Consider the following 17,005-nt stretch of genomic DNA (forward strand, 5'->3'; position numbering starts at 1 on the left):
GCGGAATAGATGAGCCCCGCGGCATAGCTGTGCGTCGCGTCCTTGAGCCAGCCGACCACGAGCGGATTCGCCGCCGAACTGATATTGCCGATCGCATTGATCACGGCGATGCCCACCGCGCGCGCCTGCGGCGTGAATGCCTGATCGGGCGTGGTCCAGAAGATCGACATCGCCGTGTACGACCCCGCCGATGCGAGGCACACGCCGAGCAGCTGCACGAGCGGCGCGCCGCCTTGCGCCGTCAGCACGCAGCCGAGCCCGGAGAGCAGCATCGGCATGGCGAGGTGCCATTTGCGTTCCTGACGCCGGTCCGAGCGGCGCCCCCACACGATCATCGCGACGATGGTGACGATCTGCGGAATCGTCGCGACGAGGCCCACGGTAACGTTGCTGGCCCCGGCGCTGAAGCCCTTCACGATCAGCGGTGCCCACACGGCGACCATCGCGAGCGTATTGACGAGGCAGAAGTACGCCGCCGCGAAGCGCAAGACTACCGGTGAGCGCAGTTGCTGCCAGAGGCTGCGCTCGCGCGCTACGTGCGTCGTGGGCGCAGCGAGGGCATCGGCCGGCTCGGCGAGCGCGGCTTCGAGCGTGCGTTTCTCTTGCGCGCTGAGCCAGCGCGCGGCGCGCGGCGTGTCGTCAAGATAGAAGAACGCCACGCAGCCGAGCAGCGCGGCCGGCATCCCTTCGAGCACGAAGAGCCATTGCCAGCCGGCGAGTCCCGCATGGCCGTCGAGCTTGAGGATGAAGCCCGAGACCGCAGAGCCGAGCGCGGCCGTCACGGGCATCGCGATCATGAAGAGGGCGTTGGCCCGGGCGCGCCACGCGCTCGGGAACCAGCAGGTGAGATAGAGCAGCATGCCGGGCAGGAAGCCCGCCTCGGTCACGCCAACCAACATGCGCAGCCAGTAGAGCGTGGTGGCGTTGGTCGCGAACATCGTCGCGGTGGAGGCGAGGCCCCACGCAATCATGATGAAGCTGATCCAGCGGCGCGCACCGACGCGCGCGAGCATGAGATTGCCCGGAATGCCGCACGCGATATAGGCGACATAGAAGAGGGTGGTGGCGAAGCCGAACTGCGTGCTCGACAGGCCGAGGTCCTTCATCATCGTCAGGCCCGCGAAGCCGATGTTGATGCGGTCGAGGAACGAGACGACGAACAGCAGGAACAGGAAGCCGAGCAAGTGGCGCGACACCTTGCGCGTGACTTGTTCGGTGGCGGCTGCGCAGTTCGACTGCGCCTGCGCGGACGTTTGCGGCACGCGCGAAGCATGCCCTTGCGGGATTGGGCTCATGTGTCTCCTCCTAAGCACCGGGACGTGAGCGAGGCAAGGGTTGTGAGGTTGTTGTTTGCCGCGGATCACAATTCACGCGGATTATGCGAGGGGCCCGCGCGCTGTCTGTCCTCAATTTGGGTACAGCTGCGCCGCGTATTCCGCGATGCTCGGGAATACCCGGGTGCAGATGTCATGCGGGCTTTGCGCTGAGGATTATCGGGATGGGCAGCCAACCGGAAAATCGTTAATCAGAAATGTGAATACCCGGTAAATCGACGGGCGGTAATTGAGACGGATTCGTTAACACGGTGAATCCATATTTCGTAAATCCTTCCGTAAATAATCGTTCAGCACCATTTGTCAGACTCGATAATCGAAACTGAAAGCTGTCAGTCAGTCTTTATCAAGCCGCAGGCCCAGCACGGGCACGGTCCGTTGGCACGCCAGCGAGCGTGCCCGATTTTTCGACGCTAAACTTCGCTCTCATATGTGCGCCAGTCATTAGTGAACATTGGAGCCTGATGGTATTTGTTCTTTCCAGATGACAAGCGCGTAGTGCATTTTGTATGGCATTTGCGCTGGTGCCGAATCCGCGCAAAGCGTGGTAGGGCCCGATGCATGGCGTCGTGCTGAATCGAGCGAATCGGGGAAAGATATGAGAGAAAGAAGATTCGTCTGGCGCGCTCATGCAGTGCGTGGGGCGCTCGCCGCGCTTTGCGCCTTCGGCGCGGCTGGCGCGCAGGCGGACAACACGTTCGGCGTGCAACTCGGCGCGGGCGTAGCGGACCACGACGTGAAAAAGCTCGATCTCGGCCTCGTGTGGGATCCGGGCCTGCAGTGGTGGCATCTCGGCGGCTATCACTTCACGCTGGTTGGCGAGGCGCATGTCGCCTACTGGAAGCTGAACGCGCCGGATGCCGTTTACTCGCATATCTGGGAATACGGCGTGACGCCCGTTTTTCGCTTCATCAAGGACAGCGGCTGGTTCAAGCCGTTCATCGAGGCGGGCGTGGGCTTTCACTTTCTCTCGCACGTCCGGCAGACGCCCGATCGCGCGACGTCGACGTCGTTCCAGTTCGTCGACATGATCGGCGTCGGCGCGCAGTTCGGCGAGCACGGCAACTATCAGGCCGGGTTCCGTTTCCAGCACTTGTCGAACGCCGATATCAAGGAGCCGAATCCGGGTACGAACTTCAGTCAGATCTACTTCCAGTACAACTTCTAGGGCGGCAGCGGGCGTGCCGGCGCGTATCAGCGCGCGTGCTAGACTTTTTTCATGCCGCCTGTCGCGCGGCGCCTGATGACGCTATTTCCGGCTGCATGGAGGTGCCCATGCCCGCAGGCAGTCAACTCACGCTCTACACGAGCCGCAAGCACAAGAAGGGCCACAAGTCGGCAGTCGCGTGGATCATCGACGCCGCGCGGGCCCAGGGCGTCTTCGGCATCACCGTGCTGGAAGGCTACGAAGGCCTCGACGCCCACGGGAAGATGCACGCCGCCCACTTCTTCGATCTGGCCGACGAGCCCGCTGTGGTGCTGATCGTCGCTGACGAACCCTCCATCGATGCGCTCCTCGTCACACTCGAAGCGGGCGGCGTCGAGCTCTTCTATACGCGCACGCCAATCGAGTACGGCCGGCTTGGCGGCGCCTGAGCGCCAGGCCCTTCAGGCCGCCGCGCTGGCACTTCACCGCAGGCCCTCCCGTCACGCGAGTGCCGGTCGATTCCCGCAACCCGTTACACTGTGGGTATTGGTGCGGTGCACCACGGGTTGCGCCGCACGACCGGCATTTTCCATAGCGACACGCCGGGGTCGCAGACAAGGAGTGAGGACGAGGCATGGCAATCGAATCGGTAGGAATCGTGGGTGCAGGCACGATGGGCAACGGCATTGCCCAGGCGGTGGCGGTGGCGGGGCTCAAGGCGGTGCTGATCGACGTCACCGATGCGGCGCTCGCCAAGGGTGTCGCCACGCTCGCCCATAGCCTCGAGCGGCTCGTCTCGAAGGGCAAGCTCGAAGCCGGCGCGCGCGACGCCGCGCTCGCACGCATCGAAACGAGCACCGACTATCAGCGCCTCGCGAGCGTCGATCTCGTGATCGAAGCGGCGACCGAGAACGCCGAGCTCAAGACGCGCATTCTCAAGCAGATCGAAGCCGCGGCCCGCCCCGACGCGATCGTCGCGTCGAACACCTCGTCGATCTCGATCACGGCGCTCGCGACCACGCTCGCCGACCCGTCGCGCTTCATCGGCATGCACTTCTTCAACCCCGTGCCGATGATGCCGCTCGTCGAAGTGATCCGCGGCCTGCAGACGCGCCCGGAGGTGGCCGAGTCGGTGCGCGAAATGGCGCTGCGCCTCGAGAAGACGCCGATCGCCGTGAAGAACGCGCCCGGCTTCGTGGTGAACCGCATTCTGGTGCCGATGATCAACGAAGCGTTTTTCGTGTTCGCGGAAGGCATTGCGAGCGCCGAGGAAATCGACGCCGGCATGAAGCTCGGCGCCAATCATCCGATCGGCCCGCTCGCGCTGGCGGACCTGATCGGCCTCGACGTGTGTCTGTCGGTGATGGATGTGTTCCTGAAGGACTTCGGCGACTCGAAGTATCGTGCGTGCCCGCTGCTGCGCGAGATGGTCGCGGCGGGCCAACTCGGCCGCAAGACCGGCCGCGGCGTGTATCAGTACGACAAGGTGTCGTAAGGCCTGGCGCCCGGCATCAGGCGAGCACGCTCACGCGGTATTGCGTGACCTGCCGATAGGTCTTGCCGGGCTGCAGCACCACTTCGTCGCAGGCGGGCGCTTCCATGTTGATCTGGTTCGGGAAGCCGCCCGCTTCGAGGCACAGCCCCGCATAGCGCGCGCAGGTCGCGCCGCGGCGTCCCGGCTGCCCCTCCAGATAATTCCCCGTATAGAGCTGCAGGCCGCGCTGGTCGGTCGCGACGGCAAGCTCGCGCCCGCTGCCCGGCTCGTAGACGCGCGCCACCGGCCGCACGGGCCAGCGACCCGGCGCGGCGTGCAGCGTGCCCGCCGTGCTCTCGGGCGCGCGCAGCACGTAGCAGTGGTCGAAACCGCGTGCGCGCTCGAGTTGCGCGTGCGGCCAGTCGAGCCGCGCACCGAGCGGCGCGCCATGGCGGAAGTCGAAGGCGCTGCCCGAGACGTCCGCGATGCGCACGGGAATCAACTGCGGATCGACTTCGAGGAAAGCGTCCGCGTCGATCGTCAGCACGTGGCCGCGAATGTCCGGGCTCGCCTCGCCGGAGAGATTGAAGTAGCCGTGGCTCGTGAGATTCAGCGGCGTAGGCGCGTCGGTCACGCCCTCGTAATCGAGCGTCAGCGTGCCGTCGTCGTCGAGCGTGTAGCGCACCTGCACGCTCACGTTGCCCGGAAAGCCGCCGTCGCCTTCGGGCGATTCGAGCCGCAGCACCAGCGAGCCCCGATCCTCTTCCACCTGCCACATCTGCCGATGAAAGCCGTTCGCGCCGCCGTGCAGCAGATTGCCGTTCTCGTTGCGATCGAGCGGATAGTCGATGCCGTCCAGCGTGAAATGCGCACCGGCGATGCGGTTGGCCCAGCGCCCGACCAGGCCGCCCATGTACGTGGTGGCGGCGAGATAGTCCGCGGGCGTGTCGTGGCCGAGCATGACGTCCGCGAGGCGGCCGGCGCGATCGGGCGCGAGCCATGAAACGAGCGTCGCGCCGAGGTCGCTGACTGTCACCTTCATGCCCTGCGCGTTGCGCAGCGTATAGAGCCGCACGGCGTCGCCGCCGGGCAGGGCGCCCCACGGTTCGGAAGTCAGATGGGCAGCAAGAGTGTTCATGAGGTGAAGAGAACGTATGAAGAAAGCGTGATTGTCCGGGATGGCCGAAGCCGCTTCATCAAGTGGACAGGCGAGGGCCCGAAGCGTTCGCGACACTGTCCTGATATTCGCGCGGCGTGCATCCCAGTTCTCGCCGGAATACGGCATACATGTACTGCAGCGACGTGAATCCGCAGCGGATCGCCACCTCCGCACTCGAGGCGTCGCGGCTCGCGAGCATCGCCTTGGCGGCGTCGAGCTTGTGGCGCAGGATTTCCTGGTGGACCGTGCATTGCAGTTCACGCCGGAAGTAGTCTTCCAGTGACGAGCGCGATACGCCCACGTAGTCGGCCACCTGCTCGGTCTTGATGCCCTGGCAGGCGTACTGGCGGATGAAGTGGCGCGCCCGCATGACATGCGGGCTCGACAGCGGTTCGTGGCGGGTCGATTCGAGCACGTTGATGCCGACGGGCGGAACCAGAATGCGTTGACCCGGAAAACGTGCGCCGCGCAGCATCTGGTGCAGCAGGTGGGCGGCGGTCTTGCCCATTTCCTCCGTGCCCTGGATGACCGACGAGAGCGGAATGCGCGTGAGCGTGCGGGTGAGCGGATCGTTGTCGATGCCGATGATCGCCACCTGCTCGGGCACGGCAATGCCGTGAATCAGACACGCCTGCAGCAAATGCCGCGCCCGTGCGTCGGTCACGGCGATCACGCCCACGGGCTTGGGCAGGCTGTGCAGCCAGACGCTCAACTGCTCGATGGCCTGGTTCCAGGCGCTGGCGCTGGTGGCCTGGCCCCGGTAGATCGGCGCCTGTACCCCTTCTTCGCGGGCGAGCGCCTGGAACGCCAGTTCGCGCTCCTGTGCCCAGCGGTTTTCCTGCGCGACGGGCAGGCTGTACATCGCGAGATTCGGCAGGCCTGCACCGATCAGATGTGTCCACGCGAGCGAGACCAGTTTGCGGTTGTCGGTCGCGATATAGGGCACGTCGGCCGGGTACTGGGCCGCGTCTTCGAATGACGAGCCCACGGCGACCACCGGCAGCGGGCAGCCGCGCAGGGCGTCGGCCACGTCGGGGTCGTCGAAGTCGGCGATGATGCCGTCCCCGTCGAAGCGCTCGATGCCCGCGAGGCGGCAGCGGAAGTCCTCTTCGAGAAAGAGGTCCCACGCGACGCGCGTGGAGCGCAGATAGTGGCCAATCCCCGCAATGATCTCGCGGTCGTACACCTTATTCGCGTTGAACAGCAGCGCGATGCGGTGGGGCGTCTGGGAAGCGGGGGCACGGGTCATGTCGTGTCGGCGGCTGGTCGCCCGGCGCGCAGCGCCGGCGGAAAACCGCCATGTCTCCAGTTCGGGCGCGGTGCGCATCAAGGTGCACCGCGCTACGATGTCTCTGGCGCCTGCGGCGCGTCGTTTTAAGCGTCCGGTTATTTTAGGCCCACATTCGGGTTCGCGGGCACGCCGGACGCACCCGTCGGCAGGAAACGTTAAGGGTCTCACGCAATTTCGCAATTGCCGCGCTTTGCGCGTCGCGGGCAGTATGGCGTCACACAGAGGGATGCACGCTGCGCCGCTGCGCTGCAACAACATTGGAGACATCATGTCGTATTTCGAACATATTCCCGCCATTCGATATGAAGGCCCGCAGTCGGACAACCCGCTTGCGTACCATCACTACGACCGTACCAAAAAGGTGCTCGGCAAGACGCTCGAAGAGCATCTGCGCATCGCCGTGTGTTACTGGCATTCGTTCGTCTGGCCCGGCAACGATATCTTCGGGCAGGGCGCGTTTCACCGCCCGTGGCAGCAGCCCGGCGACGCCATGGAGCGCGCGCACCAGAAGGCCGACGCGGCGTTCGAGTTTTTCACGAAGCTAGGCACGCCTTATTACACGTTCCACGACACCGATGTCGCTCCGGAAGGCAAGGACCTGAAGGACTACACCGAAAACTTCAAGCGCATGGTCGACTACCTCGGCGAGCGCCAGCAGGCGAGCGGTGTGAAGCTGCTCTGGGGCACCGCCAACCTGTTTTCGAATCCGCGCTACGCCGGCGGCGCCGCCACCAACCCCAACCCCGAAGTCTTCGCCTACGCGGCCACGCAGGTTTGTCATGCGCTCGACGCGACGCGCAAGCTGGGCGGCGAGAACTACGTGCTGTGGGGCGGCCGCGAAGGCTATGACACGCTGCTCAATACCGACCTCAAGCGCGAGCGCGAGCAGTTCGCACGCTTCCTTTCGATGGTGGTCGAACACAAGCACCGCACCGGCTTCACGGGCACGCTACTGATCGAGCCGAAACCGCAGGAGCCGACCAAGCACCAGTACGACTACGACGTTGCGACGGTGCACGGCTTCCTCACGCAATACGGTCTGCAAAACGAAATCCGCGTGAATATCGAGGCCAACCACGCGACGCTCGCGGGCCACTCGTTCCATCACGAAATCGCCACGGCGTTCGCGCTGGGCGTGTTCGGCAGCGTCGATGCGAATCGCGGCGACCCGCAAAACGGCTGGGATACGGACCAGTTCCCGAACAGCGTCGAAGAACTGACGCTCGCGTTCTACGAGATCCTGCGCCACGGCGGCTTCAGCACGGGCGGCATGAACTTCGACGCGAAGGTGCGCCGCGCGAGCAGCGATCCGGAAGACATGTTCTATGGCCACGTGGGCGCGATCGACGTGCTCGCGCTGGCGCTCGAGCGCGGTGCGGCGCTCGTGGAAAACGACCGGCTCGAGCAGTTCCGCAGTCAGCGTTACGCGGGCTGGGACAGCGAGTTTGGCCGCAAGATTCTCGCGGGTGGCTATTCGCTCTCGTCGCTTGCCGCCGACGCACTCTCGCACGGCATGAACCCGCAGCACGCGAGCGGCCAGCAGGAGCGGCTCGAGAATGTCGTGAACCAGGCCATCTACGGCCAGCGCTAGCGGTGCCACGGCGCGCGCGAAAAAAACATTAGCGCGCGCCGTCAAATTCGCAATTGCGCCGTTTGCCGTTGAAGGCAAACTGACGCAAAAAATCAGGACGGAGACATGTTCATCGGTATCGACCTCGGCACGTCGGGCGTAAAGGCCGTGCTGCTCGACCGCGCGGGCGATGTGCTCGGCAGCGCGAGCGCGCCGCTCACCGTGAGCCGGCCGCAGCCGCGCTGGTCCGAACAGGCGCCGCAAGACTGGTGGCTCGCCACGCAGAGCGCGTTGCGCGCGCTCATCGACGAGGCGCGCGGGCGCGGCATCGACCCGGCGCGCATCGAAGCGCTCGGCCTGACCGGCCAGATGCACGGCGCGACGCTGCTCGACGCGCAGGGCGAGGTGCTTCGTCCCGCCATTCTGTGGAACGACGGTCGTTCGGATACCGAATGTCTCGAGCTGGAACGCGCCGTACCGCAGTTGCACGCCATCGCGGGCAATCTCGCGATGCCGGGCTTCACGGCGCCGAAGCTGTTGTGGGTGCGCAAGCACGAGCCTGAGATTTTCGCGCGCATCGCGCACGTGCTGTTACCGAAGGACTATTTGCGCTGGCTGCTCACGGGCGTGTTCGCCACCGACCCGTCCGATGCCGCCGGCACGCTGTGGCTTGACATTGCGAAGCGCGACTATAGCGATACCTTGCTTGCAGCGTGCGGCCTCACGCGCGCCCAAATGCCGGAGGTGTTCGAAGGCAACCAGGTGACCGGCACGCTGCGGCCCGAACTCGCGCGCCAATTCGGCCTGCGCGAAATTCCGGTCGTGGCGGGCGGCGGCGACAACGCGGCGGGCGCCGTAGGCGTGGGCATCGTGCGGCCCGGCGACGCGATGCTGTCGCTCGGCACGTCGGGCGTGTATTTCGCCGTCTCGGACGGCTTTCTCGCCAATCCCGATTCCGCGGTGCACAGCTTCTGCCATGCATTGCCGCACACGTGGCACCTGATGTCCGTGATGCTCAACGCGGCCAGCTGCCTCGACTTCACGGCGCAGCTGACGGGTTACGAAAGCGTTGCCGCGCTGCTCGCCGACGCCGAGGCAAACTCGAACGCCGAGCGCGACGCGCGCCGGCCGTGGTTCCTGCCGTATCTGAGCGGCGAGCGCACGCCGCACAACAACGTCAACGCGAAGGGCGTGTTCTACGGCATGACCCCGCAGACATCGCGAGCTGATCTCGCCAACGCAACCCTCGAAGGCGTAGGTTTCGCGCTGCTCGACGGCATGGATGCGTTGCATGCGGCGGGGCTCGTGCCGGACACGATCACGGTAATTGGCGGCGGCTCGCGCAGCGCGTGGTGGACGCAGATGCTCGCCGACATCAGCGGTCGCGCGCTCACGTTGCGCGCAGGCGGCGAGGTGGGGCCGGCGCTGGGCGCCGCGCGCCTCGCGCATCTCGCGCTCGAACCCAGCGCGACGCTCGACGAAGTGTGCCCGCAGCCGCCCGTGCTGGCGGTGCGCGAACCTGACGCCGCACGCCACGCCTGGTATCGCGAGGCGCGCCGTCCAACCTTTAGCGCGCTGTATCGCGCGCTCGAACCGGTTTTCGCCACCGGCGCCTGACTAACGGCGCCGGCGAAGAAAAAACTGCACGGCCGGTGTAGTCGTGCAGCTGATTAGTCGTCCTACGGTTATACCGCACGCTGTGCCGTTTCGCGTGTGTTCCGCAATGATATCGGCAACACCCTGAAAACCATCGCCGCGGCGGCGACGCGTTCGCGCGCGCCTGCGCACCGGCATCAAGAGGAGTATGGAGACATGAATTTCGCCAAACGTCGTTCGGTTCTGAGTTCGCTCGTATGCGGGGCCGTGCTCGCGAGCCTGTCGCTTGCCGCACCGCTCGCGCACGCGAGCAAGGATCATCCCGAGATCGGCTTCTGTATCGACGACCTGCGTGTCGAGCGCTGGTCGCGCGACCGCGACTACTTCGTCGCGGCCGCGGAGAAGATGGGCGCAAAGGTGTCGGTGCAGTCGGCCGACGCGAGCGAAGAGCGTCAGGTCTCGCAGATCGAAAACCTCATCTCGCGCGGCGTGGATGTGATCGTGATCGTGCCGTTCAACTCGAAGGCGCTCACCAATGTCGTGGCCGAAGCGAAGAAGGCCGGCATCAAGGTCGTTTCGTATGACCGTCTGATTCTCGACGCCGATATCGATGCGTACATCTCGTTCGACAACGAGAAGGTGGGCGAGCTCCAGGCGAAAGGCGTCTACGACGCGCAGCCCAAGGGCAACTACTTCCTGCTGGGCGGCGCGCCGACCGACAACAACGCGAAGATGCTGCGTGAAGGACAGCTGAAGGTCCTCAAGCCTGCCATCGACCGCGGCGACATCAAGGTGGTCGGCCAGCAGTGGGTGCCGGAGTGGAGCGCTTCGACGGCGCTGCGCATCATGGAAGACGCGCTCACCGCGAACAACAACAAGATCGACGCAGTCGTCGCCTCGAACGACGGTACGGCGGGAGGCGCGATCCAGGCGCTCGCCGCGCAGCACCTCGCGGGCAAGGTGCCGGTGTCGGGCCAGGACGCGGACCTCGCGGCAGTCAAGCGCGTGGTGGCGGGCACGCAGACCATGACGGTCTACAAGCCGCTCAAGCTCATCGCGAGCGAAGCCGCGAAGCTCGCCGTCGATCTCGCGAAGGGCCAGAAGCCGGCGTACAACGCGCAGTACGACAACGGCAAGAAGAAGGTCGATACGGTGCTGCTGCAGCCGACGCTGCTCACGAAGAGCAACGTGGACGTCGTCGTGAAGGACGGCTTCTACACGCAGGCGCAACTGGCAAGCCAGTAACGCTTTTGGCCTGACGGCCCGCGCGCGCCACGAGTGTTTCCATCGTGTCGCGCGCGGGCCATCGCAGCGAGTAACCAGCGTATGACCGAACCCTTGCTGACGATGCGCGGCATCGTCAAGTCCTTTGCGGGCGTGAAAGCGCTCGATGGCATCGACCTCACGGTGCGGCCCGGCGAATGCGTGGGCCTGTGCGGCGAGAACGGCGCCGGCAAATCCACGCTCATGAAAGTGCTCTCGGGCGTGTACCCGCACGGCACCTGGAGTGGCGAGATCCGTTGGGAAGGCGCGCCGCTCGAAGCGCAGAGCGTGCGCGACACCGAACGCGCGGGCATCGTCATCATCCACCAGGAGCTGATGCTCGTGCCCGAGCTGTCGGTGGCCGAGAACATCTTTCTCGGCAACGAAATCACGCTCCCGGGCGGGCGCATGAATTACGCGGCGATGTACCAGCGCGCCGACGAATTGCTGCGCGAACTGAACATCGACGCCGTCAACGTGGCGCAGCCGGTGATGAACTATGGCGGCGGCCATCAACAGCTCATCGAGATCGCGAAGGCGCTCAACAAGCGGGCGAAGCTGCTGATTCTCGACGAGCCGTCGTCTTCTCTCACGGCAGCCGAAACGAAGATCCTGCTCGACATCGTGCGCGACCTGAAGCGCCGGGGCGTGGCGTGCGTCTACATTTCGCACAAGCTCGACGAGGTCGAAGCCGTGTGCGACACGGTGAGCGTGATTCGCGACGGCCGTCACGTGGCCACCGAGCCGATGGCGACGCTCACCACCGACCGGATCATTGCGCAGATGGTGGGGCGCGAGATCCGCAATCTCTTTCCGCGCGAGCCGCATGACATCGGCGGGGTCGTGTTCGAGGCCCGCAACGTGACCTGCTACGACGTGACGAACCCGCGCCGCAAGCGCGTGGACGACGTCTCTTTCTCGGTGCGGCGCGGTGAGATCGTGGGCGTGGCCGGGCTCGTCGGCGCAGGCCGCACGGAAACGATGCAGGCGATCTTCGGCGCGTATGCGGGCACCTGCACGGCAACGGTCCTGCTCGAAGGCAAGCCGCTGAAAATTCGTTCGCCGCTCGACGCGATCAAGGCGGGCATCGCCATGGTGCCCGAGGACCGCAAGCGTCACGGCATCGTGCCGCAACTGGGCGTGGGTCACAACATCACGCTCTCGGTGCTGCAACGTTTTTCGCGGCACGGACGCATCGACACGGCCGCCGAACTCGATACGATCCGCACGGAGATGCAGCGTCTTTCGGTGCGCGCGGCAAACCCGATGCTGTCGATTGCGAGCCTCTCGGGCGGCAACCAGCAGAAGGCGGTGCTCACCAAGATGCTGCTCACCGATCCGAAGGTGCTGATCCTCGACGAGCCGACGCGCGGCGTGGACGTCGGCGCGAAGTACGAGATCTACAAGCTGATCTTCCAGCTGGCCAAACGCGGCGTGGCGATCGTGATGGTGTCGTCCGAACTGCCCGAAGTGCTGGGCATCAGCGACCGCGTGCTCGTAATCGGCGAGGGCGAGTTGCGCGGCGACTTCGTCAATGACGACCTCACGCAGGAAGACATTCTTGGCGCGGCGATCCAGAGCGTGCGCGCCCAACCCGATACAGCGAGTGCAGTATGACCCCCGACGTCACGACCCAAGGCGCACGCGAAGACCTGCCGCAAGGCGGCAATGGCTTCGCCATGCGTTTCCAGCAACTTTTTGCGCGCTACAAGATCCTCGCGCTGCTGCTCGCAGTAGCCGTGATCTGGCTGTTCTTTTCGCTGCTCACGCACGGCGCGTTCGTCACGCCGCGCAACGTGTCTAACCTGCTGCGGCAGATGTCGATTACCGGCATGCTCGCGTGCGGCATGGTGTTCGTCATCATCGCGGGCGAGATCGACCTTTCGGTGGGCTCGCTGCTCGGCCTGCTCGGCGGTGTCGCGGCGATTCTCGACGTGAATCGCGGCTGGCCGATCGGCGTGACCGTGCCGGCGGTGCTCGTGCTTGGCGTGCTCGTCGGACTCTTCAACGGCTGGTGGTCGACGTACCGCCGCGTGCCGTCGTTCATCGTGGGTCTCGGCGGCATGCTCGCGTTTCGCGGCGTGCTGCTCGGCATCACGGGCGGCTCGACCATCGCGCCGGTGTCCGATCACTTCGTGTTTCTCGGCCAGGGCTATCTGCCGCGCGTGGCGGGCGACGTGCTGGCGTTCGCGCTGTTCGTGCTGCTCGCCGTGCTTACGGTGCGCCAGCGGGCGAATCGCCGGCGCTATCAGCTGAGCGTCGTGCCGCTCTGGCAAGACGGTGTGAAGATCGTCGGTGCGGGCGCGATCCTGCTTGCCTTCGTGCTGATGCTCGACAGCTATGGCGGCATTCCGGTGCCCGTGCTGCTGCTGCTCGCGCTGCTCGGTATCTTCACATGGATCGCCACGCAAACCGTGTTCGGACGTCGCATTTATGCGGTGGGCTCGAACCTCGAAGCCACGCGTCTTTCGGGCGTCAACACGAACCGCGTGAAGCTCGCCATCTTCGCACTGATGGGTCTCATGTGTGCGTTCGCGGGCATCGTCAATACGGCGCGTCTCGCGGCGGGTTCGCCGTCGGCGGGCACGATGGGCGAGCTTGACGCGATCGCGGCCTGCTTTATCGGCGGCACGTCGATGCGCGGCGGTTCCGGCACCGTGTATGGCGCGCTGATCGGCGCACTCGTGATGGCGAGCCTCGACAACGGCATGTCGATGCTCGACGTGGACGCGTATTGGCAGATGATTGTGAAGGGCGGCATTCTCGTGCTTGCCGTGTGGATCGACGTGGTGTCGGGCTCGAACCGCCGCTGAGCAACGCGTAGCAGACACGATTGCAAACCTGCAGGCGCCATGAAAATCATGACCGTGTTCTTGCATCGCGCGTGACACCGCGACGGATCTCTCGCGGATGACTGCCACGTGCAGTTGCTCTCCTCGCGCGCCCCGAGCGCGCTCTCAGGGCGGGACGCATGTCCCGCCCTTTTTCTTTGCTGTGGCCGCTCAAGCATCTCGCACCGAGCGGCGCAGGTTCGACGCGCCGGCGATCGTTTCCTGCCACAATCGTTTGCACCTGTGCATGGCGGCATGCGCACGCGATAGGTGCGATTCATGTCGTCCGCAAGGTCATCGTCAGCCACAGCACCGCGTCGCCGTGTTCCAGCGCGTGCTTGCCGATTTGTCGCTTTGCTGGTGCAACCGCTGCATGAGCGCTCGCGTTGCACCGAATCATGCCGCGAGGTTGTGCCAGCGTTTTGCCAACTTCGGCGGCGCGATTCCGATCCTCCGGAGACAAGCCGACCATGCCCACTCTTTGCGAAATCTGTAATTCCCGGCCTGCAGTCGCGCGCGTGACTGTCGTGCAGAACGGGCAGCGCAAGTCCATGTCGATCTGCGACTACGACTACCGCCAACTGATGCGTCACCAAAGCATGCTCAATCCGTTCGATTCGCTGCTGGGCGGCAGCGGCCTGTCGCGCTTTTTCGGCGGGCAAGGCGGCGAGGACGAGCACGACGACGAGGGGCACGACCTCGCCGCCGAGGTGCCGCGCGAATCCGTCGATGCGACCGATGCGTTCAGCGAGCAGACGCTCGAAATCCTGCAGCGCGCCGCGGAAAAAGCCCATGAACTGCAGCGCAACGAACTCGATACGGAACACCTGCTGTACGTACTGGCGGACACCGATGTTTGCGCAGCACTCCTGAAGGAGCTGAAGCTCTCGCCACAGGACATCAAAGGCTATATCGATCAGCATGCGCAAAAGGGCACGGCTTCGCCCGACGCGCCCATCGACAAGATGACGATCTCGCCGCGCCTGAAAAAAGCGTTTCAATTCGCGTTTCAGGCATCGCGCGATCTCGGCCACTCGTACGTCGGCCCCGAGCATCTGCTGATCGGTCTCGCCGCGGTGCCCGACAGCATTGCGGGCGCGCTGCTCAAGAAGTACGGCGTGACGCCCGAGGCGCTGCGCCAGAAGGTCGTGAAGGTGGTGGGCAAGGGCGCGGAAGACGGCCGCGTCGATGCGCCTACGGGCACGCCCACGCTCGACAAGTTCGGCCGCGACCTGACGGCCATGGCGCGGCAAGGCAAGCTCGATCCGGTGCTGGGCCGCGCGCAGGAAATCGAGAGCACGATCGAGGTGCTCGCGCGGCGCAAGAAGAACAACCCGGTGCTGATCGGCGAGCCGGGCGTGGGCAAGACCGCCATCGTGGAAGGGCTCGCTCAGCGCATCGTCAATGGCGACGTGCCCGAGGTGCTGCGCGGCAAGCGGCTCGTGGAGGTGAACATCAATTCGATGGTCGCGGGTGCGAAATACCGCGGCGAGTTCGAGGAACGCGCGAAGCAGCTGATCGACGAAGTGAGCGCGAAGCACGACGAGTTGATTCTCTTCATCGACGAATTGCACACGATCGTCGGCGCGGGGCAGGGCGGCGGCGAAGGCGGGCTCGACATTGCCAACGTGCTGAAGCCCGCGCTGGCGCGCGGCGAGTTGAGTCTCATCGGCGCGACGACGCTGAACGAGTATCAAAAGTACATCGAGAAGGACGCGGCGCTCGAGCGGCGCTTTCAGCCCGTGCTCGTGCCGGAGCCCACGGTCGAGCAAACCATCGTGATCCTGCGCGGCCTGCGCGACAAGCTCGAAGCCCACCATCAGGTGACCTTCGCCGACGACGCCTTCGTGGCTGCCGCCGAGCTATCGGATCGCTATATCACGTCGCGCTTCTTGCCCGACAAGGCGATCGATCTCATCGATCAGGCGGCGGCGCGCGTGCGCATCGGTTCGACCTCGCGTCCCGCCGAGATGCAGGAACTCGAAGCGGAGATCGCCCAGCTCAAGCGGGAGCAGGACTACGCGGCGTCGCGCAAGCGCTTTGACGAGGCCAAGGGTTTCGAGGAGCGCATCAACGAAAAGCAGGAAAAGCTCGAAGAGCTGACCGAGGCGTGGCAGCGCAAGACGGGTTCGGAAACGCTCGAAGTCACCGTGGCGTCGATTGCCGAAGTCGTGTCGCGGCTCACCGGCATTCCGGTCGCGGATCTCACCCAGGAGGAGCGCCAGAAGCTGCTCAAGATGGAAGAGACGCTGCGCGAGCGCGTGGTGGGCCAGGAGGACGCCGTGGTCGCCGTGAGCGACGCCGTGCGCCTGTCGCGCGCGGGTCTCGGTCAGTCGAACCGGCCGATCGCGACCTTCCTGTTCCTCGGGCCGACCGGCGTGGGCAAGACCGAACTTGCCAAGGCGCTGGCGGAAACCGTGTTCGGCGACGAGCAGGCCATCATCCGCATCGATATGAGCGAGTACATGGAGCGTCATGCGGTGGCGCGGCTCATCGGCGCGCCACCGGGCTACGTGGGCTACGACGAGGGCGGCCAGCTTACCGAGCGCGTGCGGCGCCGCCCGTACAGCGTGATTCTGCTCGACGAGATCGAGAAGGCGCACGCCGACGTCTACAACGTGCTGCTGCAGGTGTTCGACGACGGGCGGCTAACCGACGGCAAAGGTCGCGTGGTCGATTTCAGCAACACGATCCTGATCGCCACGAGCAACCTCGGCGCCTCAATCATCATGGACAACCTCGAGCGCCCCGAAAAGTCGCGTCTTGACGACAAGACGATCCGCGCCGAACTCATGAAGGTGCTCAAGGGCCATTTCCGGCCCGAGTTCCTCAATCGCATCGATGAAATCATCGTGTTTCATGCGCTTTCGCGCGACAACATCCGCGCGATCGTGCAGATCCAGCTCGAGCGCGTCACACGCACGGCGGCCGCGCAGGGCATCACGCTCTTGATGGGTCAGACGCTCGTCGATCATCTCGTGGAGGCCGGCTATCAGCCGGAGTTCGGCGCGCGCGAACTCAAGCGGCAGATTCGCCAGGAAGTGGAAACGCGTCTGGCCAAAGAGATACTCGGCGACGCGCTGCAGTCCGGCGATACCGTCGAGATCGGCTACGACAAGACGGACGACGACGTCACGATCAGCAAGGTGGCGGTGCCGCCTGACGTGAAGGAGAGCAAGCCGGCGAAGAAGGCGAAAAAAGCGGCGATGCCGCCTGTCGATGAGATCGCGAGCGAAATGGCCGCCGACGACATGGAAGGCGATCCACCGCCGCCGCCGCCGAAGAAGAGCGGCAAGGGCGGGGGCAAGGCGAAGCCTGCTTGATCGAGTAGAGCGATGGC

At 65.1% G+C, this 17,005-nt stretch carries 13 protein-coding genes; 9 read left to right on the forward strand and 4 right to left on the reverse strand.

Annotated features, from left to right (window positions below; genetic code table 11):
* Positions 1–1,295: MFS transporter (locus tag AB4Y44_RS21660; RefSeq protein ID WP_368700855.1), on the reverse strand; the 1,295-nt coding region annotated here is incomplete at its 3' end.
* A gap of 637 nt (positions 1,296–1,932) precedes the next feature.
* On the opposite strand from AB4Y44_RS21660, the gene AB4Y44_RS21665 reads away from it, so the two are divergent.
* The 3 genes from AB4Y44_RS21665 (at position 1,933) to AB4Y44_RS21675 (ending at position 3,976) form a co-directional block, all read left to right on the forward strand.
* The gene (locus AB4Y44_RS21665; RefSeq protein WP_342923632.1) at positions 1,933–2,502 is read left to right on the forward strand and encodes an acyloxyacyl hydrolase; all 570 of its coding nucleotides are present in this window, start codon (positions 1,933–1,935) and stop codon (positions 2,500–2,502) included.
* Positions 2,503–2,609: 107 nt separating this feature from the next.
* Complete coding sequence (locus AB4Y44_RS21670; RefSeq protein ID WP_342923633.1) at positions 2,610–2,930, forward strand: DUF190 domain-containing protein; 321 nt, start codon at positions 2,610–2,612, stop codon at positions 2,928–2,930.
* 185 nt (positions 2,931–3,115) lie between these two features.
* Positions 3,116–3,976, forward strand: a complete 861-nt coding sequence (locus AB4Y44_RS21675; protein ID WP_368700856.1) for a 3-hydroxybutyryl-CoA dehydrogenase — start codon at positions 3,116–3,118, stop codon at positions 3,974–3,976.
* 16 nt (positions 3,977–3,992) lie between these two features.
* On the opposite strand, the gene AB4Y44_RS21680 is transcribed toward AB4Y44_RS21675, so the two are convergent.
* Complete coding sequence (locus AB4Y44_RS21680; RefSeq protein ID WP_368700857.1) at positions 3,993–5,093, reverse strand: aldose epimerase family protein; 1,101 nt, start codon at positions 5,091–5,093, stop codon at positions 3,993–3,995.
* A gap of 58 nt (positions 5,094–5,151) precedes the next feature.
* Positions 5,152–6,363: a DNA-binding transcriptional regulator gene (locus AB4Y44_RS21685; RefSeq protein WP_069268209.1), complete on the reverse strand. Its 1,212-nt coding sequence runs from the start codon at positions 6,361–6,363 to the stop codon at positions 5,152–5,154.
* Between the two features lie 310 nt (positions 6,364–6,673).
* Between AB4Y44_RS21685 and xylA the strand changes: the two genes are divergently transcribed.
* The 5 genes from xylA to AB4Y44_RS21710 all read left to right on the forward strand — a co-directional run bounded on the left by xylA (position 6,674) and on the right by AB4Y44_RS21710 (position 13,647).
* A complete protein-coding gene (xylA, locus tag AB4Y44_RS21690) occupies positions 6,674–7,996 on the forward strand; it encodes a xylose isomerase (protein ID WP_368700858.1) in 1,323 nt (440 codons plus the stop codon).
* 105 nt (positions 7,997–8,101) lie between these two features.
* On the forward strand, positions 8,102–9,592 hold the full coding sequence (gene xylB, locus AB4Y44_RS21695; protein ID WP_368700859.1) for a xylulokinase: 1,491 nt from the start codon (positions 8,102–8,104) through the stop codon (positions 9,590–9,592).
* 195 nt (positions 9,593–9,787) lie between these two features.
* Positions 9,788–10,816 (forward strand): D-xylose ABC transporter substrate-binding protein, encoded by a 1,029-nt coding sequence (gene xylF / locus AB4Y44_RS21700; protein ID WP_133181567.1) that lies wholly within the window; start codon positions 9,788–9,790, stop codon positions 10,814–10,816.
* Positions 10,817–10,897: 81 nt separating this feature from the next.
* Complete coding sequence (xylG, locus tag AB4Y44_RS21705) at positions 10,898–12,451, forward strand: D-xylose ABC transporter ATP-binding protein (protein WP_368700860.1); 1,554 nt, start codon at positions 10,898–10,900, stop codon at positions 12,449–12,451.
* On the forward strand, positions 12,448–13,647 hold the full coding sequence (locus AB4Y44_RS21710; RefSeq protein WP_368700861.1) for a sugar ABC transporter permease: 1,200 nt from the start codon (positions 12,448–12,450) through the stop codon (positions 13,645–13,647). The genes xylG and AB4Y44_RS21710 overlap by 4 nt, the downstream gene beginning before the upstream one ends.
* Positions 13,648–13,942: 295 nt before the next feature.
* Here AB4Y44_RS21710 and AB4Y44_RS21715 read toward each other — a convergent pair whose 3' ends face one another.
* Positions 13,943–14,137 (reverse strand): hypothetical protein, encoded by a 195-nt coding sequence (locus tag AB4Y44_RS21715; protein ID WP_368700862.1) that lies wholly within the window; start codon positions 14,135–14,137, stop codon positions 13,943–13,945.
* Here AB4Y44_RS21715 and AB4Y44_RS21720 point away from each other — a divergent pair.
* A complete protein-coding gene (locus AB4Y44_RS21720) occupies positions 14,136–16,988 on the forward strand; it encodes an AAA family ATPase (protein WP_368700863.1) in 2,853 nt (950 codons plus the stop codon). The genes AB4Y44_RS21715 and AB4Y44_RS21720 overlap by 2 nt on opposite strands.
* Positions 16,989–17,005 lie beyond the last annotated feature (17 nt).

The organism is Paraburkholderia sp. BR10937, assembly GCF_040965695.1.
Classification (GTDB): Bacteria; Pseudomonadota; Gammaproteobacteria; order Burkholderiales; family Burkholderiaceae; genus Paraburkholderia.